The following is a 21,019-nucleotide window of genomic DNA, read 5'->3' as shown; positions in this document are numbered from 1 at the left end:
CCGGTCTCCTCACTAGAAACCGGCTACCCAGGTTTGTTTGGCGGGCTGATTTATCAGCCCAGGATGCCGGGCAGGTTCAGCCCGTGCTCGCGCGCACAATCCTTGGCGATGTCATAGCCTGCATCCGCATGGCGCATGACGCCGGTGGCCGGGTCGTTCCACAGCACGCGGCCGATGCGGCGGTCTGCGTCCTCGGTGCCGTCGCAGCAGATCACCACGCCGGAATGCTGCGAGAAGCCCATGCCGACACCGCCGCCGTGGTGCAACGACACCCAGGTTGCGCCGGAAGCAGTGTTCAAGAGCGCGTTCAGCAGCGGCCAGTCGGAGACCGCGTCGGAGCCGTCCATCATCGCCTCGGTCTCGCGGTTGGGCGAGGCCACAGAGCCGCTATCCAAATGGTCGCGGCCAATGACGACCGGCGCCGACAGCTCGCCGTTGCGGACCATCTCGTTGAAGGCGAGGCCTGCCTTGTGGCGGTCGCCGAGGCCGATCCAGCAAATCCGCGCGGGCAGGCCCTGGAAGGCGATACGCTCCTGCGCCATGTCCAGCCAGCGGTGCAGGCCTTCGTTCTCCGGGAACAGCTCTTTCATCTTGGCGTCGGTCTTGCGGATGTCCTCCGGGTCGCCCGACAGCGCGCACCAGCGGAACGGGCCTATCCCGCGGCAGAACAGCGGGCGGATATAGGCGGGCACGAAGCCCGGGAAGTCAAAGGCGTTCTCCAGCCCTTCCTCCAGCGCCATCTGGCGGATGTTGTTGCCATAGTCGACGGTCGGAACGCCCATCGCGTGGAAGTCGCACATCGCCTTGACCTGCACTTTCATTGAGGCGCGGGCGGCCTTCTCAACCGCTTTCTTGTCGCTCTCACGGCGCTCTTTCCACTCGCCCATGGTCCAGCCCAGCGGCAGGTAGCCGTTGACCGGATCGTGGGCCGAGGTCTGGTCGGTCACGATGTCGGGGCGGATGCCGCCTGCTTCGGCGCGCTTCACCAGCTCCGGGAAGATCTCAGCCGCGTTGCCCAGAAGGCCCACAGATTTCGCCTCGCCCGCTTTGGTCCAGCGCTCGATCATCTCCAGCGCCTCGTCCAGGGTTTCGGCCTTCTCGTCCAGGTATTTGGTGCGCAGGCGGAAGTCGATCGAGTCGGGGTTGCACTCCACCGCCAGGCAGCAGGCACCGGCGAATACAGCGGCCAGCGGCTGCGCGCCGCCCATGCCGCCCAGGCCGCCGGTCAGGATCCACTTGCCCTTGAGGTCGCCGCCGTAATGCTGGCGGCCGGCCTCGGCAAAGGTCTCATAGGTGCCCTGCACGATGCCTTGCGTGCCGATATAGATCCACGAACCAGCCGTCATCTGGCCGTACATCATCAGACCCTTCTTATCGAGCTCGTTGAAGTGGTCCCAGTTGGCCCAATGCGGCACCAGGTTGGAGTTGGCGATCAGCACCCGCGGCGCGTCCTTGTGGGTCTGGAACACGCCGACCGGCTTACCGGACTGCACCATCAGGGTCTGGTCTTCCTCGAGGTTTTTCAGGTTCTCGACGATCAGATCGAAATCCTTCCAGGTCCGCGCGGCGCGGCCGATGCCACCGTAGACCACCAGCTCATGCGGGTTTTCCGCAACGTCGGGATGCAGGTTGTTCATCATCATCCGCATCGGCGCCTCGGTCAGCCAGGACTTGGCGGTGATTTCCGGGCCGGTGGGCGGGAAGATGTCGCGGGTGTTCTTGCGGGGATCGCTCATGCCGAGGGCCTCCAGGTTTTGAGATCAGTCAGAATGTTGGTGAGATGGACGCGCAGCTGTTCGGCGCGCTCCGGCAGGTAGGTCCAGGGCGGGCTTTCCTGGCAGTAGGTGGCCTGTGCCAGCTCCATCTGGATCGCGTGCAGGCCGTCAGCGGGGCGCCCGTAGTGGCGGGTGGTCCAGCCGCCCTTGAAGCGCCCGTTGAGGGTGGAGGTATAGCCCTCCGCCGCCTCGCAATGGGCCACGGTCAGCGCCTCGATGGCCGCGTCGCAGGTTTCGCCCATGTTGGTGCCGACGCTGAAATCCGGCAGACGGCCTTCGAACAGGAACGGAATGTCGCCGCGGATCGAGTGGCAATCGTAGAGGATGGCGAAACCGTGAATGGCCTTCACCCGCTCCAGCTCCGCCATCAGCGCCGCGTGATAGGGCGCGTGATAGGCGTCACGGCGGCGGGTGATCTCCGCCTCATCCGGCTCCTTGCCCTCCTGCCAGATCGGCAGCCCGTCAAAATCCGTGAGCGGCACCAGAGTAGTGGTGTTTTGCCCGGGATAGAGACTGATACCACCCGGATCACGGTTCACGTCGATCACATAGCGGTGGACCGGCGTGCGGACGGTAGTGATGTCTTCTACCAGCCCGGAATACAGGTCATGGATATGCCAGTCTGTGTCCGCCAGCGCCCTGCCCGTCTCGTTCAGGCAGTCCCAGATGTCCGGCGGCACATCGGTGCCGGTGTGGGGCAGCCCCAGCACCAGCGGCGAGGTGCCTTGGGTCACTTCGATCATGCCGCCACCTTCACGCCTGCGGCATCCGCAACCCGGCCCGCGCGGACCATGGCGCTTGCGGATTCAATATCCGGCGCCAGGTAGCGGTCCTCTGCCAGTGCGGGGATGTCAGAGCGCAGCATTGCCAGCACGTCCTGCAGCCGGGCCGAGGTTTGCAGCGGCGCACGCGCCTCCACCCCTTGCGCGGCACAGAGCATTTCGACGCCAAGGATCACCGACAGGTTGGCGTTCATCCGTCCCAGCCGCAGCGCGCCGTGGGCGGCCATCGACACGTGGTCCTCCTGATTAGCTGACGTTGGGGTTGAGTCGGTGACACAAGGGTTCGCTAAATGCTTGTTCTCGCTCATCAGCGCGGCGGTGGTCACCTCGGCGATCATGAAGCCGGAGTTCAAACCGGGATCAGGCGTCAGGAACGGCGGCAAGTCGTGGCTCAGAGTCGGGTCCACCATCAGCGCCACCCGGCGCTGTGCGATGGCGCCGATTTCGGCCACCGCCAGCGCGATCTGATCGGCAGCAAAGCCTACGTATTCGGCATGGAAGTTGCCGCCCGAGACAATGCGCCCTTCGTTCACCAGCACCAGCGGGTTGTCGGTGACGGCGTTGGCTTCGATCTCCAGCGTCTTGGCGGCCATCCGCAGCACGTCCAACGCCGCGCCCACCACCTGCGGCTGGCAGCGGATGCAGTACGGGTCCTGCACCCGGGTGTCGCCCTCGCGGTGGCTCTCGCGGATCTCGGAACCGTCCATGATATCGCGCATTTCCCGCGCCACATCGATCTGCCCGGCATGGCCGCGCAAGCTATGGATGTCGGCAACCAGCGGCGCGGTGGAGCCCATGATCGCGTCGGTGGTGAGCGAGGCAATCGCCATCGAGGCCTCAGCCATGCGCCAGGCGTCAAACAAACCGGCCAAGGCGCAGGCGGTGGAAAACTGGGTGCCGTTGATCAGCCCCAGGCCTTCCTTGGGACCCAGCACAATCGGCTCTAACCCGGCCTTTTTCAGCGCTTCCGCGCTGGACATGCGGGTGCCATCGAACGTGGCCTCCCCTGCCCCGATCATCGCCGCCGCCATATGCGCCAGCGGCGCCAAGTCGCCCGATGCACCCACGGAGCCCTGCGACGGGATCACCGGCACCACGCCGCGCGCCAGCATCTGCTCGATCTGTTCGATCACCAGCCAGCGCACGCCTGAAGCGCCGCGGCCCATCGACAAGAGCTTCAGCGTCATCATCAGCCGGGTCTTGTCCTCCGGCAGCGCCTCCCCTACCCCGCAGCAATGGCTGAGGATCAGGTTGCGTTGAAGAGTGGCAGTGTCAGCCGGAGCGATCTTGGTCGAGGCCAATTTGCCGAAACCCGTGTTGATGCCATAGACCGCCTCTTGTCCGCCAGCGGCATCTGCCACCATCTGCGCCGCAGCCTCCACCGGCTTGCGCGCCGAAGACGCCAGCTTGGCCGGGGTCAGGTTGCGGTAGATATCTTCCAGCGTGGACAGCGTTACCTTGCCGGGGATCATCTCGATCATCGTTTTCCCTCATAGATACGGGTGTAAAGCGGGTTGAAGCCGATGCGGTAGGCGAGCTCGCCGGGCGTTTCCACGTCCCAGATCGCCAGATCGGCGCGCATACCGGCGGTGATCTGGCCGCGGTCCGTTAGCCCCAGCGCACGGGCAGCGTTGCGAGTGACGCCTGCCAGCGCCTCCTCCGGCGTCATCCGGAACAGGGTGCAGCCCATGTTCATCGTCAAGAGCAGCGAGGTCAGCGGCGAGGAGCCGGGGTTGCAGTCCGTCGCCAGCACCATCGGCACTCCGTGGGCGCGGAAGTGTTCGATCGGCGGCGCCTGCGTTTCCCGGATGGTATAGAAGGCGCCCGGCAGGATCACCGCGACAGAACCGGACGCAGCCATCGCCCTGGCATCGTCCTCGGTGGCGTATTCCACGTGATCGACTGACAATGCGCCGTACTTCGCCGCCAGCGCGGTGCCGCCCTGGTGGCTCAGCTGCTCGGCGTGCAGTTTCACCGGCAGCCCCAGCTCTTGCGCCGCCTTGAACACCCGCTCGATCTGCGCAGGCGCAAAGGCGATGTTTTCGCAGAAGCCGTCGACCGCATCCACCAGCCCCTCGGCATGGGCGGCGCGCAGGGCGGAAATGCAGACCGCGTCGATGTAGTCATCGTCGCGGCCCTTGTATTCGCCGGGCGTCGCATGAGCGCCGAGGAAGGTGGTTTTCACCGTCACCGGGCGCAGTTCCCCCAGGCGGCGGGCAGCGCGCAGCATGTTCAGCTCGGTCTTCAGGTCCAGCCCGTAGCCGGATTTCACCTCCACCACCGTGGCGCCTTCGGCGATCAGCGCATCCAGACGCGGCAGCGCGTCCTGCACCAGCGCCTCCAGCGAGGCCTCGCGGGTGGCGGAGACAGTGGAGACGATGCCGCCCCCTGCCCTTGCGACTTCCTCGTAAGACGCCCCGTTCAGGCGCATCTCGAACTCCATCGCCCGGTTGCCGCCAAAGACGATATGGGTGTGGCAGTCGATCAGACCCGGCGTCACCAGCCGCCCGGCCAGATCAACATGCTTCCAGGGGAAATTGTCAGCTGACAATTCCTGCCGCGGCCCGGCCCAGACGATCTGCCCGTCCGACACCGCCACCGCGCCGTCTTCAATCAGCCCGTAGGGCGTGCCTGAACTGGCCATCGTGACCAGCCGGGCGCCTGTCAGAACGTAGTTTCCTGTCACGGAATCCCCCCGAGTCGCTCAGTTGCCGGTTTGGCAATAAGCTACTCATTTAGAGGATTATGTCTAGTCATAAAATGATTAAGCCGTTCCCTGCCCCGGACGCCCTCAGATGCGCCCTTTCTGAGGTATCCGCGGGTGCAGTTCATCGATGATGATCGGATGCGCGTGCGGATGGCCGCCCTGCAGATGCGGGTGATCCGGGGGCAGGTCCGGGTGGCTATGCGCAACCGGGGACGCGCTGTCGCGGGGCCACAGATACCCCGCCGCGATCAGACCCGCGGCGGCCAAGAGCGCTAGGACCAGCATCGCCGCACCCGCCCCCCAGGCCGCCATCAGCCAGGCCGACAGCGGATAAAAGACCAGCCAGCAGGCGTGCGACAGGGTGAACTGCGCGGCAAAGATCGCAGGCCGGTCCGCCGCATGGGCGGAGCGCGCCAGCAGCCGCCCTGAAGGCGTCAGCACCGCGGAGTAGCCGAGGCCGATCACGAACCAGGCAATTGCCAGCCGTGCAAACCCCAGTGGCCAAGCCAGGGAAGTCAGCGCCAGCAGACCCAGTGCAGCACTCCCAAGGGCGCCGCCCGCCAGCATCACGCTGCGGTCCGGCAAGCGCTCCAGCAGCCGCGGCAGCAGCATCGCCGACAGCATCGAGCCGCCGCCAAAGCAAGCCAGGGCCAGGGCCACCGCGCTTTCCCCCTGACCCATGCCTGCGCGCACCAGCACCACCGTGTTGACCAGCACCATCGTCGCCATAGCCGACACCACCCAGTTCAGCGCCAGCAGCCCGCGCAGCCGCGGTGTCCGCAGATAGTTGCGGATGCCGCGGGTGGTGCGGTCCCAGACTGGCCGGGGCGCCTTGGGCTCCGGCGACGGCAAAGCGATGGAGAGCAGCAGCAGCGCAGAGGCGGCAAACCCCGCCGCAGTCCCCCAGAACAGCGTCGAGGAGCTTACCAGCACCAGCAGCGCCGCTGCAAGCATCGGGCAGACAAGGCTTTCAAGCTCATAGGCCAGCCGCGACAGCGACAGCGCCTGGGTGTAGTCTTTCTCCTCCGTCAGCACATCGGGGATCGAAGCCTGGAAGGCAGGCGTGAAACCCGCGGACGCGGACTGCAGCACGAAGATCAGAATATAGACCTGCCAAACCTCCGTTACGAACGGCAGGCAAACAGCCACCGCCATCCGCACCATGTCCAGGGTGATCAGCATCCTGCGCCGGTCAACCTGCTCCGCCCAGGCGGCAGCGATCGGGGCTACGGTGACATAGGCCACCATCTTGATCGTCAGCGCAGTGCCCAGCACCACACCGGCGCGCTCCCCGGCCAGGTCAAAGGCCAGAAGGCCAAGCGCCACGGTGGCGAGACCGGTGCCGGACAGCGCCACGATCTGGGCCAAAAACAGATGCCGGTACGTCCGGTTACGCAGGATCGAAAGTATGAGCGGCGGGGTCCTTAGGCTGGGTAGTTTCCCGTCACTGTGACTACCAGATGGCGCAGAAGGCAATGCTTCAAATTGCCGGAAGACCGCAGCAGAGGTGAAAATTGTCAGCTGACAATTTCTGTTCGGCCGGACCGAAACCTGTTTGCTGCAGAGTGAGCATTTTGGACCATTGCAACCCCGCCTGGAAACCAGGCCCTCTGAGGAATTGCTAGCTGACAATTCTGGGCGCTGCGCTGTGATGCCATAGCACTGGGAGTGGGCAAGCTGATGCATCAAAGGTGCGGAAGCGGGTTTGCCGGCGTTTTGTAACTCCTCCGGGAAACCCCGCTTAGCAAAAATTGTCAGCTGACAACTTCCGCCGGGCGAGGCGATTGCAGCAGCGCATTCAGCATCGGCGCGGTGGAGAATTGGCCTGCCCGTGCTTTCTGCGCCAGCCGCCGCAGATAGGCGCCGGGACTGCGGATGGTTCCCAGTTTCTCCAGCATGCACATCACTGCGGTTGCCGCTTCCTTGCGACCCATGGCAGCGCGCGCGTCGCTCAGAACCGGCATCTCGATGCCCATCATCGGTGACAGGGTTTCGGCAATCCGGTCGGCATCCTGCCAGCTGCGCAACGAGCCGGGGTAATAACTCTGCACCTCGGGGCAGGCGCGCAGGACGGTGGAGAGATCACTGGCTTTCTCAGTAGCGCTGTCATTTGCGCCTGAGCACTGCGGCTGGGGGGAGGGTGCGCAAGCTTGCGGCCCTTCAGAGTCAGAATCTTTTTTTACTGAATCCTGTATGTGCCGCTCATTCCGGCTGTCGTGGCCGCTCATTTCGGGTGCTGCCAGCTTGGACTCCTGGGTTTCTTCTTGGGGCGCACGGCGGGCAATTTCTGCGCGCAGGGCCTCGGCCATTCCGGTCAGTTCGGGTTCGCAGGGTTTGCGGCGCAGCAGTTTGCGGGCGGAGTCCAGCAGTGCGTCAGCCGTGTCATACGCCACTTCCAGCAGTCGCTGCCGCAGGACGGCCACGGTGTCGCGCAGTACAGCCAGACGCTCGGTGCGGGCCTTGGCATGCAGCGCGGCGTCAAAGACCTGAGCGGCGTTGCGGGCGAGGGGAGAGAGGTCGAAGCCGAAGGCCATCGCGGTGTCCTCGCCAACCCGGCGCGCGTAGCGTTTGCGGTTGGGGCTGTTCTTCCGGCTGACAATCCCGAGGCGGGTCAACGCAGCCAGATGGCGGCGCAGGGTGCTTTCGGGCATTCCGTTGAGGCGCTCCATCAGCTTGCGGTTCGAGGGGAACACGATGGCGCTGCCCGGTTCCGCAGGCAGGGCGCGGTCCGGGAAGAAGGTCAGCAGTGCCTTCAAGACGCCCAGGGTGCGGTGGCTCAGTTCAAATTCCGCGGCGGCGTGCGTCAGCGCAGCCAGAAGGTCCCACTTGTCGTGAGTACCCGCCAGCCGGCCGCACGGATCCTGCCGCCCAAATGCGATTTGGGACGCCTGTTCCATGATTTTTTCACGAAAGACAAAAAATACCCGCCCCTGTGCGACGCACAGAGTTGACACTGACGAGTCTGAGAGGCTATTCCAAAGGTGCTAAATCTGAGAACGGCCTTCTGGGATGTAATGTCCTGGGGGGCTTTTCTTTTGCCTGTTTACGTGCCTCCTGTCCTGTTTTCTCTGCTCTTGCTCAGTCTTCCGGCTGCTCGGGCTGGTCTTGCTGCCAGCGGCCGTGAAGCTCTGCCATGATCTCTTCCGCGTTTTCGTCGAACCAGGCGTCAAAGCCGGGCGCGTGCTTGCCGGAGATCGTCAGGGTGATGCCCTTGGCGGTTGTCTTGATGCCTGCGACCTCAGCGCCGTTGCTGCCCGGCAGGGCGCGGGATTTCGGCGGGGCAGGGGGTGCTTTCACCTCCTGGCTCACGCCCTGGGCATGGGTCAGAACCGCCTCGAACCGCCCGTCGGAGTCAAAAGTGGTGAAATCGGGCCGGTTAGTCCGGGTGACTGCCCGGGCCCGCGCGGCGGGATCGTCAAACAGCTTGACCATCTGCATCCAGCGGTCGCGGCCGATGCCGGGGGCAGAGCCGATGGCCCGCAAGAACGGCAGCTCAAAGGCCGTACCGACCTTCAGCATCCGCGACACCATCGGCAGGTCGATCGATAGCGCCGCGGCAATTGTCGGCCGGTCATAGCCGTCGTCCTGCAGCTGCGCCGCAAATGACGCCTTTTCGATGAAGCTGAGGTCCAGGCGCGAGGTGTTTTCCTGCCCCTGCGCCATTACCAGCGCGTGGTCGTCCAGCTGCCGCACCATCGCCTTGACCGGCAGGCCAAGCTCCCGCAGCGCCATCAGGCGGCGGCGGCCATAGACGATCTCGAACCGGCCCGGCGCCTTGGGATGCGGGCGCAGCAGCACCGGCACCTGCTGGCCATAGGTCCGCAGGCTCTCCTTCAGCTGGTTAAGCGCGGCACCGTCCAGGCCCAGCCGGTCCTCGTAACCGGCGTCGTCGATCAGCGCGGCGTCGATCTCCTGCACCGCGCTTTCCTGCAGCTTGCTGAGCGAGGATTGCAGCGCGCCGACCGCGCCGCGGGGCATCATCTTGGGTTTCGGCCCGCCAGCGGTTGCTGCCGGGCTGCTGAGTGCCGTGCTGAGAATGCCTTTGCGTGCCATCAACGCCTCCATGCTTGTTGAAGGAGCGATTCTATTTCATCGTTAACTTGATTCAGTGAATCGACCGCACGGTCATAGGTTGACCTGTGAAACTGGGATCTTTCGACCTCGTAGACCGTCTGCTGGGTCAGCCCCGCATCGGAAATCGCGGTGGATTTCAGCATCGGGGCGACCATGACCTCCTCGCCGAACAATTGCCGCAGGAATGCAACCACCTGTTGCTGCGGACCGTCATTCGGCTCGTAACGGTTGATCAGAAAGCGCAGAAAATCGAATTCCAGCGTGGCGCCCGCGTTGGAGACCACATCCAGCAGCTCGGCTGACATCTGCAGGAACTGCGACATTGAGGCGATGTCGAGCATGTTCGGCACCACGGTGATGATCACGCCCGTCGAGGCGCAGAGCGCCGACATGGTGAGATAGCCCAGCTGCGGCGGGCAGTCGAAGATGATCACATCGTAATCGGCCTCAACCTCCTCCAGCGCCGCGGCCATGCGCGAGAAGAACGCGGGCTGCACGTTGTTGATCAGCGCCTGCGGGGTCTCATGCTCGAATTCCTGCAGGATCAGCCCGCCCGGCGCCAGGTCCAGATTGGCGAAATAGGTTTCCTGGATGATGTCTCGCAGGGGCAGGGGGTCTTCATAGCGGATTGCGTCATAAATAGTCCCTGTCTCGAGGAAATCGACCTCCGGCTGGTAGCCGAAAAGCGTCGTCAGGGACGCCTGCGGGTCGATATCCACCGCCAGCACCCGGTAGCCCTTGAGCGCCAGCCGCTGCGCGGTGTGGATCGACGATGTGGTCTTGCCCGAGCCGCCCTTGAAGTTCAGGAACGACAGCACCTGAACCTTGTCGCCCTCGCGGCGGCCGCGCAGGTAGGTGCCGGGTGTCTTGGCCGCGGCATCCAGGACCTTGCGCATCTCCATCAGGTCAGCGGCGGAATAGTGGCGGCGGCCGCCCGGCGTGGTGTGAACCTCGGGGAATTTGCCGTCAAAATGCAGCTTGCGCAGGAAACTGGGAGAGATCCCCAGCATCTCTGCCGCCTCGCCGGCGCTGAACAGGCGCAATTCCTTCCTTGCATCCGGCGCGAAACTGGCCAGCATGTGGCTGTTGAGGGCCGCACTGAGATTTTCCGCGTTCTCGCGGATACGCTGATTGATGTGGAGTGCTATTGCCACCTGCTGCCCTCTCGATAGTAACGCTGTTTTGCGTCAGCGCTTTATTTATCGTTTCTATACGCAATGCGAGCAGCGTTTTGCAATAGATTCCTTCATTTAAAGGTTGCATCGGGCCTTGGCCGTGGTGTGCCGGATTCCCGCCTGCATGGCAATATCTCGGATAACGTGCTGAAATGTATGAAAAACCTTCACTAGGCGCAACACAGGGCAGGGGAGGGGCAAAACCCGGTGCGACTTTGCATATTGCGCAGCATTCGACCGCGGCTGAGTCGCGCGAAATTCGGAAAATCCTGTGTTTGCAGCGAAATCAGGCTCTAAACAGGGCCGGAGGCAGGGGGAAGGTGCGTGCCGTCTGGCCCACACCAGGCAGGGGTGGACAGGCCCGGGCCGGTTCCATGGGATGGAGTGTCGGTTTCTGCAACCGGATTTCGCAATCCTGCAGGTGAATCCCGATTCATTTGGTGAAACTGCCGGTCAAAGGAGACCCCTGCCATGACTGAGCAAGCCACCACATCCCGCGCACGCTCCGGCGGCCGCAACGCCCGCCGCGCCCTGCGCACCGCCCCCAAGTTCGACATGCTGCCGGGCCTGACCCGCAATATCCCCCTGTGCGAGGTGATGGATGGCAGCCAGGTCGAGCGTATCGACAACGCGTCGATGAACATCCTGGAAAACGTCGGCGTCCAGTTCCGCGATCCCATCGCGCTGGAAGACTGGAAGCGCGCGGGCGCCAAGGTTGATGGCGAGCTTGTCTATCTCGACCGCGGCCTGGTGCGCGAGCTGATCAAGACCATCCCCAGCGATTTCACCTATCACGCGCGCGACCCGCAGAAAAACGTGCGCCTGGGCGGCAAGAACTCGATCTTCGTGCCGATGACCGGCGCGCCGTTCCTGCGCGACCTGGAGGATGTGCGTCGCAACCCGATGCTGGAAGATCTGGCGATGTTCCACAAGCTGGCGCATATGATGCCGGCGCTGCATTCTTCGGCGCACCACATCGTTGAGCCTTACGATCACCCGATCAGCCAGCGCCACCTGCGCATCACCTATTCGTCGATGAAATATTCGGACAAGACGTTCATGGGCATGACCACCAGCCCCAAGAACGCCGAGGACGTGATGGATATGTGCGCCATCCTGTTCGGCGAAGAGTTCATTATGAACAACCCGGTCACCACAGGCAACTGCAACGGCAACTCGCCGCTGGTCTGGGATGAAACCATGCTGGGCGCCATGCGCGCTTTCGGTAAGCGCCGCCAGCCGGTGCTCTGCTCGCCCTTCGTTCTGGGCGGCGCCAACACCCCGGCCTCGGTCGCAGCCTCGGTTGCGCAGCTGAATGCCGAGGCGTTGTCGGCGCTGGCCTATACCCAGGTCTGCAACCCGGGCACCCCGGCGATCTACGGCCATTACCTGTCGACCGTCAGCATGAAGTCCGGCGCGCCGATGGCGGGCACTCCGGAAATCAGTCTGATGAACTTCATGATCGGCCAGATGGCGCGCTATTACGATGTGCCGTGGCGGACCTCGAACACCCTGGGCGGCGCCAAGACCTTTGACGCGCAGGCGGGGTATGAATCCGCCACCACCCTGTCGGCTGTGATCCACGCCGGCGCCAACTACATCTGGCACTCGGCGGGCTGGAACGAGGCCGGCATGCACTGCTCGGTCGCCAAGTTCATCGTTGATGCAGAGCAATGCGCGATGGCCTACCGGATGGCGGAAGGCCCGAAATGGGACGACTTTGAACAGGCCGTTGCCGCGGTGCCGGATGTCGGCCCTGGCGGCCACTACCTGGGCCATCCGCACACCCAGGAGAACTTCCAGCAGGCGTTCTTCATGCCGGAGCTGTTCGACAACAACTCGATCGAGCAGTGGCAGGCCGAGGGCAGCGTCGAGATCACCGAACGCGCCTTGACCCGCGCCAAGAAACTGCTGGCGGAATACCAGGAACCGAAGCTGGACGAGGCCAAGAACGAAGAACTGCTCGACTATATCGCCCGCCGCGAGCGTGAAATCCCCGCCGCGGATGAGCTGAACCAGGATTACTAAGCTTCCTCCCCGACTGGCCCGCCCCAACCAAAATGGGCGGGCCTTTTTTCTGACAGGGTGTAAAACATGAAAATCGCGGAAATCCACATCTACCAGCATGATCTGCCGGTGAAGAACGGCCCCTATACAATGGCCAATGCCGAGGTCTGGGCGCTGGACACGACACTGGTGAAACTGGTGGCCGACAACGGCCAGACCGGCTGGGGCGAGACCTGTCCGGTAGGGCCGACCTACGCCGAGGCCCACGCAGGCGGTGCCCGCGCGGCGCTGATTGCGATGGCTGAAGGGCTGATCGGGGCCGAGGTGGCACCGGTGACCCTGCACCGGCGGATGGACGGGCTGCTGAACGGCCACAACTACGCCAAGGCGGCCATCGACATCGCCGCGCATGACCTGCTGGGCAAGCATCTGGGCGTCAGCGTTTCAACCCTGCTGGGCGGCGCGGCGACGGACCGGGTGCCGTCATATTACGCCACCGGCGTCGGCGCCCCGGACGACATCGCCCGGCTGGCCGCCGAGAAGCTGGCGGAGGGCTATCCCCGCCTACAGATCAAGGTCGGTGGCCGCCCGGTGGAGCTGGATATCGAGACTATCCGCAAGGTGTGGGAAAAGATCGGCGGTTCGGGGATGCGGCTGGCCGTCGATGGGAACCGCGGCTGGACCACGCGGGACGCCCTGCGCGTGAGCCGCGAATGCCCCCAGATCCCCTTCATCATGGAGCAGCCCTGCAACACGCTGGAAGACCTGCAGAAAATCCGTCCGCAGATCAGCCACGGCCTGTACATGGATGAAAACAGCACCAGCCTGAACACGGTGATTACCGCGGCCGGCACCGGGCTGGTGGATGGCTTCGGCATGAAGGTCACCCGCATCGGCGGGCTGCATCCGATGCGCGCCTTCCGCGACATCTGCGAGGCCCGCAACCTGCCGCACACCTGCGATGACAGCTGGGGCGGCGACATCATCGCTGCCGCCTGCACCCACATCGGCGCTACGGTGAAACCGGGCCTGCTGGAGGGCGTCTGGCTGGCTGCGCCGTATATCGAAGGCAACTACGACGCCGAGAACGGCATCCGCATCGAGGGCGGCCACATTAGCGTGCCGCAAAGGCCGGGTCTGGGCGTCACGCCGGATGAGACTCTGTTCGGTGCCCCGGCGGCCTCGTTCTAAGGGAGAGAGAACACCATGGAATTTCAGGGAAAATGCGCGCTGATCACCGGCGCCGCGGGCGGCATTGGCGCCACCATCGTTGAGCGTCTTCGGGCGGCGGGCGCCCGGGTCGCCGTGGCCGACCGCGACACCAGCGCGATCGAGGCGGAGGCGCATCTGCCGGGCGATCTGCTGGAACCGGACTATGCCAACGCGCTGCCGCAGGCCGCGCAGCTGGCACTTGGCGGGCTGGACATCGTCATCAACAACGCCGGTGTCATCACCCGCGGCCCGGTGACCGAGACCTCGGACGCCGACTGGCACCTGTCGATTGGGGTGAACGTGGAGGCGCCCTTCCGCATCTGCCGCGCCGCGATCCCGATCATGGCGCGCTCGGGAGGCGGTGCCATCGTCAACACCTCGTCCTGTTGGGGCGGCAGGAACCCGGGGCCGAACCATGCGCTTTACTGCATGACTAAGGCGGCGGTTGCCTCGCTGACGCAGTGCATGGGGATGGATCACGCGCATCAGGGCATCCGCATCAACGCGGTCTGCCCGAATGAGGTGAACACCCCGATGCTGCGCACCGGGTTCGAAAAGCGCGGCTTTGACCCGGACAGCGCGGTGGCGGAACTGGGTAAAACCGTGCCGCTCGGCCGCATCGCCGAGCCGGAGGACATCGCCGACGTGGTGATGTTCCTGGCCTCTGACGCCTCCCGCTACATGTGCGGTGCGCTGGTGGAGGTGAACGGCGGGAAACCGGTGTCATGATGCGGTTTGAGGGCAAGGTAGCGCTGGTCACAGGCGGCCGCAGCGGCATCGGTCAGGCGATAGCCCGCCGTCTGCGTGACGAGGGCGCGCGGGTGTTCACCGCGCAGCGCGGTGCGGATGCGGAGTTTGAAGCGATAGCGGCGGATTTCACCGACCCGGACAGCCCCGCACAGGCGGTGGCAGAAGCGGTCAGCCGGGCAGGGGGCCTCGACGTGCTGGTCAACAATGCCGGCATGATGCAGGAAGCGGGCGTCGAGGAGATGAGCCTCGCCGACTGGCAGCGCAACCTGACCGTGAACCTGACCGCGCCGTTCCTGATGATTCAGGCGGCGCTGCCGCAATTGCGCAGGTCCCGCGGCAGCATCGTCAACACAGGGTCTATCGAGGGGTTGGGCAGCAATCCCGGCCACGCCGCCTATTGCGCCTCCAAGGCCGGTCTGCATGGCCTCACCCGTGCGGTGGCGGTGGATCACGGGCACGAGGGCATCCGCTGCAACGCGGTGGCGCCCGGCTGGATCGACACCGAGCTGAACCTGGACTTCATCGAAGCGATGCCTGACCCGGACGGCTTCCGCCGCGATATCGGGCGCATCCACCCGGTTGCACGCACCGGCAAGCCGGAGGAGGTGGCGGCGCTGGTGGCCTTCCTGGCGTCAGAGGATGCCGGGTTTATCACCGGCCAGGTCTATACTGCCGATGGCGGGCGGATGGCCAAGCTGAGTTTGCCTTAGAAAAGAGGGGAGCTGGACCTCGAAGCTCCCCCGTTCACCTTGGTAAAATACTCCGGGGGAGCCGCCGCAGGCGGCGGGGGCAGCGCCCCCTTTACCCGTTACTCCTTGCCGGACCGCCATTCCTTCCACATCAGGTAGGTATTGGCGCCCAGCGAGGCAAAGGGTTCCGGCGGCAGTTTGGGCGGCATCGGCTGGGCCAGGAAATGGCTGGCGATCTCGGATCCGCCCTGTAGAACCAATTCGGCAATGCCCATACCCTGCAAAGTGCCGCGGGCAATGCCGAGGCCGTTCTGGCAGCAGGCGGAATAAACACCTTGGTCCAGCTCCCCGAAAGCCGCAGATCCGTTGCGGCTGAGGCAGAGCATGCCGGCCCAGCGGTGTTCCATCCGCACATCGGCCAGATGCGGAAACCGCTCCTTGAACTTGCGGTCATGCACCCAGCCGGCGTTGCGCAGGCGCATATCGCTGGTCTCGATTGCCGGGTGGAAGCTGGAACAGGTCCGGACCAGGATCCGGTCACCGTAGGAGCCGGAGATCCGCCGCACGGAGGTGCCCATCGGGTCTGCGGGGGTGACCGACCAGCGCGGCTCTCCGCCCAGGCGTTTGATCTGCTCCGGCGTCAGCCGCTCGGTCATCGAGGCATAGAGACAGATGTGCATCAGGCGGCGCTGGTAGAAGCCGAAGCTTTCCAGATGGCCGTTGTTGGCCAGGATGACGCTGCCGGTGCTGATGCGGCCCTTTGGGGTGCTGACAACCCAGCCGTTACCCTGTTTCTCGAACCCGGTGGCAGGGGAGTTTTCGAAAACGCCGATCTGCCCGGCCAGATGCGCCGACAAGGCGCGGATATAGGCGGCGGGCTGGATCATCACCGTGCCCGGCGCATAGAGACCGGAGGTGTAGTGCGGGCTGCCGGTGCGCTCCTGCATTTCCTGCCGGCCGAGCAGCTGATGCGGTTCGCCCAGCCGCTCCAGATGGGCGGCGAAGTCGCGGTTGTGCCGGTCGCCGGCCTTGGTGGCGGCGGCGTTGATCTTGCCTGCGGGGTCGAACATCTCCTGGGGCAGGGCGCAGTCCCCGGCCACATCCTTGGCGAAATCTATGGCCTTGCGGTTGAAGGCAATCGCGGCCTTGTCAGCCTCCAGCCCGGAGCCTGCGTAGTTGTCGGAGGCCAGATCATGCGGCAGGTCGATCATGAACCCGGAATTGCGGCCCGCAGAGCTTTCCGCAAATCGGCCGGCCTCCAGCAGGGCCACCTTCAGCGAGGGGTCCAGCTGGTGCAGGCGGCGGGCGGCGGACAGGCCCGCAAATCCGCCGCCGATGATGGTCACATCGGCGGTCAGGTCGTGGTCCAGCACCGGCAGCGGGGCCTGCGGCGGCAGGATGGCATTCCATCCCGCCGCGCCGGTCTGCCGGGGCAAGCGTTTGGCAGTGTAGGCGGTCAATCCACGGCCTCGTCTGCGTCGTCGGCCAGGTCGATCCAGATGGTTTTCAGCTGGGTGTACTGGTCGTGGGCGTGAACCGAGTTGTCGCGGCCGCCGAAACCGGACTGCTTGTAGCCGCCGAAGGGCGTGGTGATATCGCCCTCGCCGAAGCTGTTCACCGTCACTGTTCCTGCGCGGATGGCGCGGGCGCCGCGGATCGCGCGCTTGGCGTTTGCGGTGAAGATCGAAGCGCAGAGGCCGTACTGGGTGTCATTGGCGATGCGAATCGCCTCGTCAAAGCCGGTGACCTCGATGACCGACAGAACAGGACCGAAGATTTCCTCGCGCGCCAGCACTGCGTCATTGCCCGGCACCTCGACGACGGTGGCCTCGACAAATGCGCCGTCATGCGCCTTGCCGCCCAGCACCACGCTTTCGGCCTGTTCCAGATAGCCGCAGACCTTGTCGAAATGCGCCTTGCTGACCAGCGCGCCCATGCGGGTTTCCGGGTCCAGCGGATCGCCGACATTCCAAGCCTTGGCGTGATGCGCGATGCGCTCCAGCAGCTCTGCCTTGACATCCTTGTGCACGATCAGGCGGGAGGAGGCGGAGCAGTTCTCGCCCATGTTCCAGAAGGCGCCGTTCACCACGTAGGAGGCCACACGGTCCAGGTTCTCGGCGTCGTCCATGACGATGGCGGGGTTCTTGCCGCCCATCTCCAGCACCACTTCCTTGGCGTTGCTTTCCGCCGAATAGGTCAGGAAGCGCTTGCCGGTCACAGTGGAGCCGGTGAAGGAGACCATGTCGATATCCATGTGGCGGCCGATGGGCTCGCCCACCTCGGCGCCGCCGCCGGGCACGATATTCAGCACACCGCGGGGCAGGCCAGCTTCCATTGCCAGTTCCGCAACGCGCAGCGCGGTGAGGGTGGTTTCCGCCGCCGGTTTCACCACCACGGAGCAGCCTGCGGCCAGCGCCGGGCCGATTTTCCATGCGAGCATCAGCAGCGGGAAGTTCCAGGGCAGCACTAGGCCGACCACACCGATGGGTTCGCGCACCACCATGGCGATGTGATCGTCTGACGCCGGCGACACCTGGTCATAGATCTTGTCGATCGCCTCAGCGTGCCATTTCAGGCAGTGGATGGTCTCCGGCACGTCCACGGTCTCGCAGTCATAGATGGTCTTGCCGCTGTCGAGGCTTTCCATCACCGCCAGTTCATGGGCGTTGCGGGTCATCAGCTTGCAGAGCCGGATCAGCACGTCCTTGCGCTCGGAGGGGTGCAGGCGGGACCAGCGGCCGTCGTCGAAGGCCTCGCGGGCTTTTTCGACTGCGACATCAACGTCCGCAGCGCCGCAGGCCGCGATATCGGCCAGCTTCTCGCCGGTGGCCGGGTTCAAGGTCTCGAACGTCTTGCCGGACGCGGCCGGGCAGAATTTGCCGTCGATGAACGCGCCCGTGGGCAGGTCCAAATTGGCGGCGATGGATTTGTATTCGTCCTGAGTAAGCAGCGACATGGATCAGCCCTCCGCCTCGATATCTGCGATTTTCTGTTTCAGCACCCGCACGACCTGTTCCAGCGCGCGTTTGTCGTCCTTGTTCAGCCCCTTCAGCGGCGCCCGCATGGCACCGGCTTCGATACCGTTCATGGTGACGCCGTGTTTGATGGTCTGGATGAACTTGCCGCCCTGCTCCAGGACGCGCATCAAGGGCATCATCGCCGACATGATGCGGCGGCCCTTGGCAAAGTTGCCCTCGATCACGCAGGCATTATAGAGCGCGACGTGCTCCTTCGGCAGGAAGTTCGAGCCGCCGCAGACCCAGAAGGGCGCGCCCCAGGCAAAGAATTCCAGCGCCTGGTCGTCCATGCCGCAGCCCAGCTGGATATGCGGATAATCCCGCGCCAGCAGGTGCACCCGGTTGATGTCGCCGGAGCTTTCCTTGATGCCGCAGAAATTGCGGGAGCGCCCAACGCGGTCGAGGAACTCCTCGCCCATCATGGTGCCGGTGCGGTGCGGGTAGTTGTAGAGCATCACCGGCAGGTCGGCGGCCTTGTCGATCGCCAGCGCATTCAGCGCGTTTTCGCGGTCGGTCGGGACCGAGTAGGGGGGCGAGGCCAGCAGGATGCTGTCGGCCCCAATGTCCCTGGCGCCCTCGGCCAGCGCAATGGAGTCGCTGGTCAGCATGGCACCGGTGCCCACCACCAGCGGCAGGCGGCCCTTCAGCCGTTCATGGGTGAAGCGGGCCAGGGCGATGCGCTCTTCCACAGTCTGGGCATAGTTCTCGCCGGTGGAGCCGCCGGAGATCAGCCCGTGAACGCCGGCGTCAATCAGGTATTCGATGACATCGGCCAGCGCGTCCCAATTGACGCTGCCGTCCTCGAAATGGGGCGTCACGATGGGGGTATATATCCCCTCAAACCGGAAAATTGGGGTCATCTGGGTCCTCATGCAGGGGTTTTGCGCGCCACCGTCCCCAGCGGCACGTCAAGCCCGGCGGGCATGACGAACAGCTCGATCTGGTCGCGCGACAGGTTCCAATGGTCGATCGCCAGCTGGCCTGCCGCCGCCTCGTCACCGGCCTCGATGGCGGCGATGATGGCGTCGTGCTGGGCGCTGGCCTCGCCCAGGTTTTCCGCCATCTGGCGGTCCTGGGGGCGGTAGAAGGTCATGCCGATGCGGGCATGGTCGATCAGCAGACGCTGAAAGGAGGGGGCGAGATAGATGTTGTCGGCCATCTCGCCGGTGATCTCGTGAAAGCGGTTGTTGGCCATCGCCCGGTCGGCGCCGGAGCCGGAGCGCAGCGCCGCCTTGAAGTCCTCCTGCGCCGCTTTCAGCTCCGCGATCTGGGTTTCGGTGGCGTTCTTGGCCGCCAGCTGCAGCACCGCGCCATAGATCATCGGCGCCGCCAGGAAGAAATCGCGCAAAGTCATATGCGACATCTCGCTGACCCGCGCACCGCGGTTTTCCCGCAGATCGACATAGCCCTCGCCGGCCAGCTGGCGCAGCACCTCCCGCAGCGGGGTGCGGGACAGCTCGAACTCCTCCGACAGCTTCGATTCGTCGAGATCGGCGCCCGGCCGCAGGGCAAGCGTCATGATGGCCGCTTTCAGGTGGCCATAAAGCGCTGCTTTCCTGTTTTTGGACGCGTCCTTCATCTCAGTCTCCATCGTTGCATCTGAACCTGTGCGGGCAGGATGGCCCGGCGGCACAGGCCTGTGCAACCTGATTGCTCATTTTGTGTTAGAAGAAAATACAATTTGTGTACAGAGAAAAAATATGCAGTATGCACGAAATGTTTTCGGAGGAGGGAACCGGGTGACGACGCAACCTGACGAAGCCGTGATCGACTGCCGCAATCTGTGGAAGATCTTTGGCCGCCGCGCGGATGAGGCGATGAAAGCCGTTCAGGAACAGGGGCTTGGCAAGCTTGAGGTCCGCGACCAGTTCGACTGTGTGGTGGGGGTTCAGGATGCGACCTTTACCGTCGGACGGGGTGAGATCTTCTGCATCATGGGGCTGTCCGGCTCTGGCAAATCGACCTTGATTCGCCATGTGAACCGGCTGATCGAACCGACCTCAGGCCAGCTGTTCATCGAAGGCCAGGACGTGAACCAGCTGTCCGCGAAGGATCTGCGCGAGGTGCGCGCCGAGAAAATCGGCATGGTGTTCCAGAACATGGCGCTGATGCCGCACCGCACAGTGCTGGAGAACGTTTCCTTCAGCCAGGAGGTGCGCGGCCATGATGCGCGCGAACGCCGCGAGAACGCGATGCGCGCCATCGACGCGGTCGACCTCAACGGCTGGGACCAGAAATACCCGGACGAGTTGTCGGGCGGGATGCAGCAGCGGGTAGGCCTCGCCCGCGCCATTGCCGCCGATCCTTCGATCCTGCTGATGGATGAACCCTTCTCGGCGCTCGACCCGCTGATCCGCCGCCAGCTGCAGGACAAGTTCATGTCGCTGTCGGCGAAGATGAAGAAGACCACCCTGTTCATCACCCACGACCTGGACGAGGCGATCCGCATCGGCGACCGCATCGCCATCATGAAGGACGGCGCCCTGGTGCAGGTCGGCTCGCCTGAGGACATCGTGACCAACCCGGCGGACGACTATGTCGCCGATTTCGTCGCGGGCATTTCCAAGCTGGAGCTGATTTCCGCGGGCAAGATCATGGAGCCGGTCGCTTCCTTCGAGCAGCGGCAGGGGCCGATCGACCTGGGCAGCTGGCCGGAGGCGCATCCCGATCATTCGCTCGACGATCTGGTCAACCTGTCCATCGCCACCCAGCACCCGGTGGTGGTCAAGGCCGACGGCAGGCCCATCGGCATTGTCACCAAGAACGCCCTGCTGCGCGGCATCCAGGGCCATGCCGACGACGCGGCCAGCCTGAAGCACTGAGGAGGCAAG

17 protein-coding genes are annotated in these 21,019 nt (G+C 64.5%); 5 read left to right on the top strand and 12 right to left on the bottom strand.

Annotation, left to right across the window (positions count from 1 at the left end; all coding sequences use genetic code 11):
- Nucleotides 1-53: 53 nt before the first annotated feature.
- The 8 genes from hutU to repA all read right to left on the bottom strand — a co-directional run bounded on the left by hutU (nucleotide 54) and on the right by repA (nucleotide 10,492).
- The gene (hutU, locus tag AC58NV_RS19080) at nucleotides 54-1,736 is read right to left on the bottom strand and encodes a urocanate hydratase (RefSeq protein ID WP_497228535.1); all 1,683 of its coding nucleotides are present in this window, start codon (nucleotides 1,734-1,736) and stop codon (nucleotides 54-56) included.
- Complete coding sequence (hutG, locus tag AC58NV_RS19075) at nucleotides 1,733-2,518, bottom strand: N-formylglutamate deformylase (RefSeq protein WP_497228534.1); 786 nt, start codon at nucleotides 2,516-2,518, stop codon at nucleotides 1,733-1,735. The genes hutU and hutG overlap by 4 nt, the downstream gene beginning before the upstream one ends.
- Nucleotides 2,515-4,038, bottom strand: a complete 1,524-nt coding sequence (gene hutH / locus AC58NV_RS19070) for a histidine ammonia-lyase (RefSeq protein ID WP_497228533.1) — start codon at nucleotides 4,036-4,038, stop codon at nucleotides 2,515-2,517. The genes hutG and hutH overlap by 4 nt, the downstream gene beginning before the upstream one ends.
- Nucleotides 4,035-5,243, bottom strand: coding sequence for an imidazolonepropionase (gene hutI, locus AC58NV_RS19065; protein ID WP_497228532.1), 1,209 nt, complete (start codon nucleotides 5,241-5,243; stop codon nucleotides 4,035-4,037). Before hutI ends, hutH begins: the two co-directional genes overlap by 4 nt.
- A gap of 105 nt (nucleotides 5,244-5,348) precedes the next feature.
- On the bottom strand, nucleotides 5,349-6,674 hold the full coding sequence (locus AC58NV_RS19060; protein WP_497228570.1) for an MFS transporter: 1,326 nt from the start codon (nucleotides 6,672-6,674) through the stop codon (nucleotides 5,349-5,351).
- A 344-nt stretch (nucleotides 6,675-7,018) separates the two neighbouring features.
- A complete protein-coding gene (repC, locus tag AC58NV_RS19055; RefSeq protein WP_497228531.1) occupies nucleotides 7,019-8,161 on the bottom strand; it encodes a plasmid replication protein RepC in 1,143 nt (380 codons plus the stop codon).
- A gap of 181 nt (nucleotides 8,162-8,342) precedes the next feature.
- Nucleotides 8,343-9,317, bottom strand: a complete 975-nt coding sequence (repB, locus tag AC58NV_RS19050; RefSeq protein WP_497228530.1) for a plasmid partitioning protein RepB — start codon at nucleotides 9,315-9,317, stop codon at nucleotides 8,343-8,345.
- The gene (gene repA / locus AC58NV_RS19045; protein ID WP_497228529.1) at nucleotides 9,317-10,492 is read right to left on the bottom strand and encodes a plasmid partitioning protein RepA; all 1,176 of its coding nucleotides are present in this window, start codon (nucleotides 10,490-10,492) and stop codon (nucleotides 9,317-9,319) included. The genes repB and repA overlap by 1 nt, the downstream gene beginning before the upstream one ends.
- A gap of 492 nt (nucleotides 10,493-10,984) precedes the next feature.
- Between repA and AC58NV_RS19040 the strand changes: the two genes are divergently transcribed.
- The 4 genes from AC58NV_RS19040 (at nucleotide 10,985) to AC58NV_RS19025 (ending at nucleotide 15,192) form a co-directional block, all read left to right on the top strand.
- The gene (locus tag AC58NV_RS19040) at nucleotides 10,985-12,541 is read left to right on the top strand and encodes a trimethylamine methyltransferase family protein (protein WP_497228528.1); all 1,557 of its coding nucleotides are present in this window, start codon (nucleotides 10,985-10,987) and stop codon (nucleotides 12,539-12,541) included.
- A gap of 66 nt (nucleotides 12,542-12,607) precedes the next feature.
- Nucleotides 12,608-13,711 carry a mandelate racemase/muconate lactonizing enzyme family protein gene (locus AC58NV_RS19035; protein WP_497228527.1) on the top strand — a complete coding sequence of 368 codons (1,104 nt, stop codon included), beginning with the start codon at nucleotides 12,608-12,610 and terminating at the stop codon, nucleotides 13,709-13,711.
- Between the two features lie 15 nt (nucleotides 13,712-13,726).
- Entirely contained in the window at nucleotides 13,727-14,461 is a 735-nt protein-coding gene (locus AC58NV_RS19030) for an SDR family NAD(P)-dependent oxidoreductase (protein ID WP_497228526.1), read from the top strand.
- Nucleotides 14,458-15,192 (top strand): SDR family NAD(P)-dependent oxidoreductase, encoded by a 735-nt coding sequence (locus AC58NV_RS19025; RefSeq protein ID WP_497228525.1) that lies wholly within the window; start codon nucleotides 14,458-14,460, stop codon nucleotides 15,190-15,192. Before AC58NV_RS19030 ends, AC58NV_RS19025 begins: the two co-directional genes overlap by 4 nt.
- A gap of 98 nt (nucleotides 15,193-15,290) precedes the next feature.
- On the opposite strand, the gene AC58NV_RS19020 is transcribed toward AC58NV_RS19025, so the two are convergent.
- Genes AC58NV_RS19020 through AC58NV_RS19005 form a run of 4 tightly spaced genes read right to left on the bottom strand, consistent with a single transcriptional unit; the run spans nucleotide 15,291 to nucleotide 19,767 of the window.
- Nucleotides 15,291-16,631 (bottom strand): NAD(P)/FAD-dependent oxidoreductase, encoded by a 1,341-nt coding sequence (locus tag AC58NV_RS19020; RefSeq protein ID WP_497228524.1) that lies wholly within the window; start codon nucleotides 16,629-16,631, stop codon nucleotides 15,291-15,293.
- Nucleotides 16,628-18,127: an aldehyde dehydrogenase gene (locus tag AC58NV_RS19015; RefSeq protein WP_497228523.1), complete on the bottom strand. Its 1,500-nt coding sequence runs from the start codon at nucleotides 18,125-18,127 to the stop codon at nucleotides 16,628-16,630. Before AC58NV_RS19015 ends, AC58NV_RS19020 begins: the two co-directional genes overlap by 4 nt.
- 3 nt (nucleotides 18,128-18,130) lie before the next feature.
- Entirely contained in the window at nucleotides 18,131-19,048 is a 918-nt protein-coding gene (locus AC58NV_RS19010; RefSeq protein WP_497228522.1) for a dihydrodipicolinate synthase family protein, read from the bottom strand.
- An 8-nt stretch (nucleotides 19,049-19,056) separates the two neighbouring features.
- Nucleotides 19,057-19,767 (bottom strand): GntR family transcriptional regulator, encoded by a 711-nt coding sequence (locus AC58NV_RS19005; RefSeq protein WP_366662925.1) that lies wholly within the window; start codon nucleotides 19,765-19,767, stop codon nucleotides 19,057-19,059.
- 160 nt (nucleotides 19,768-19,927) lie between these two features.
- Here AC58NV_RS19005 and AC58NV_RS19000 point away from each other — a divergent pair, with 160 nt between their 5' ends.
- Complete coding sequence (locus AC58NV_RS19000) at nucleotides 19,928-21,010, top strand: quaternary amine ABC transporter ATP-binding protein (RefSeq protein ID WP_497228521.1); 1,083 nt, start codon at nucleotides 19,928-19,930, stop codon at nucleotides 21,008-21,010.
- Nucleotides 21,011-21,019: the final 9 nt, after the last annotated feature.

This window comes from Leisingera sp. ANG49 (genome assembly GCF_059694505.1).
The sequence above is the reverse complement of the archived record's forward strand: the minus strand, read 5'-3'. Positions and strand labels throughout refer to the sequence as shown.

Coding starts and splice junctions, on each gene's coding strand:
- hutU (WP_497228535.1), bottom strand. CDS start 1,736: ATGAGCGATCCCCGCAAGAACACCCGCGACATCTTCCCGCCCACCGGC.
- hutG (WP_497228534.1), bottom strand. CDS start 2,518: ATGATCGAAGTGACCCAAGGCACCTCGCCGCTGGTGCTGGGGCTGCCC.
- hutH (WP_497228533.1), bottom strand. CDS start 4,038: ATGATCGAGATGATCCCCGGCAAGGTAACGCTGTCCACGCTGGAAGAT.
- repC (WP_497228531.1), bottom strand. CDS start 8,161: ATGGAACAGGCGTCCCAAATCGCATTTGGGCGGCAGGATCCGTGCGGC.
- repB (WP_497228530.1), bottom strand. CDS start 9,317: ATGGCACGCAAAGGCATTCTCAGCACGGCACTCAGCAGCCCGGCAGCA.
- AC58NV_RS19040 (WP_497228528.1), top strand. CDS start 10,985: ATGACTGAGCAAGCCACCACATCCCGCGCACGCTCCGGCGGCCGCAAC.
- AC58NV_RS19035 (WP_497228527.1), top strand. CDS start 12,608: ATGAAAATCGCGGAAATCCACATCTACCAGCATGATCTGCCGGTGAAG.
- AC58NV_RS19030 (WP_497228526.1), top strand. CDS start 13,727: ATGGAATTTCAGGGAAAATGCGCGCTGATCACCGGCGCCGCGGGCGGC.
- AC58NV_RS19025 (WP_497228525.1), top strand. CDS start 14,458: ATGATGCGGTTTGAGGGCAAGGTAGCGCTGGTCACAGGCGGCCGCAGC.
- AC58NV_RS19015 (WP_497228523.1), bottom strand. CDS start 18,127: ATGTCGCTGCTTACTCAGGACGAATACAAATCCATCGCCGCCAATTTG.
- AC58NV_RS19010 (WP_497228522.1), bottom strand. CDS start 19,048: ATGACCCCAATTTTCCGGTTTGAGGGGATATATACCCCCATCGTGACG.
- AC58NV_RS19005 (WP_366662925.1), bottom strand. CDS start 19,767: ATGAAGGACGCGTCCAAAAACAGGAAAGCAGCGCTTTATGGCCACCTG.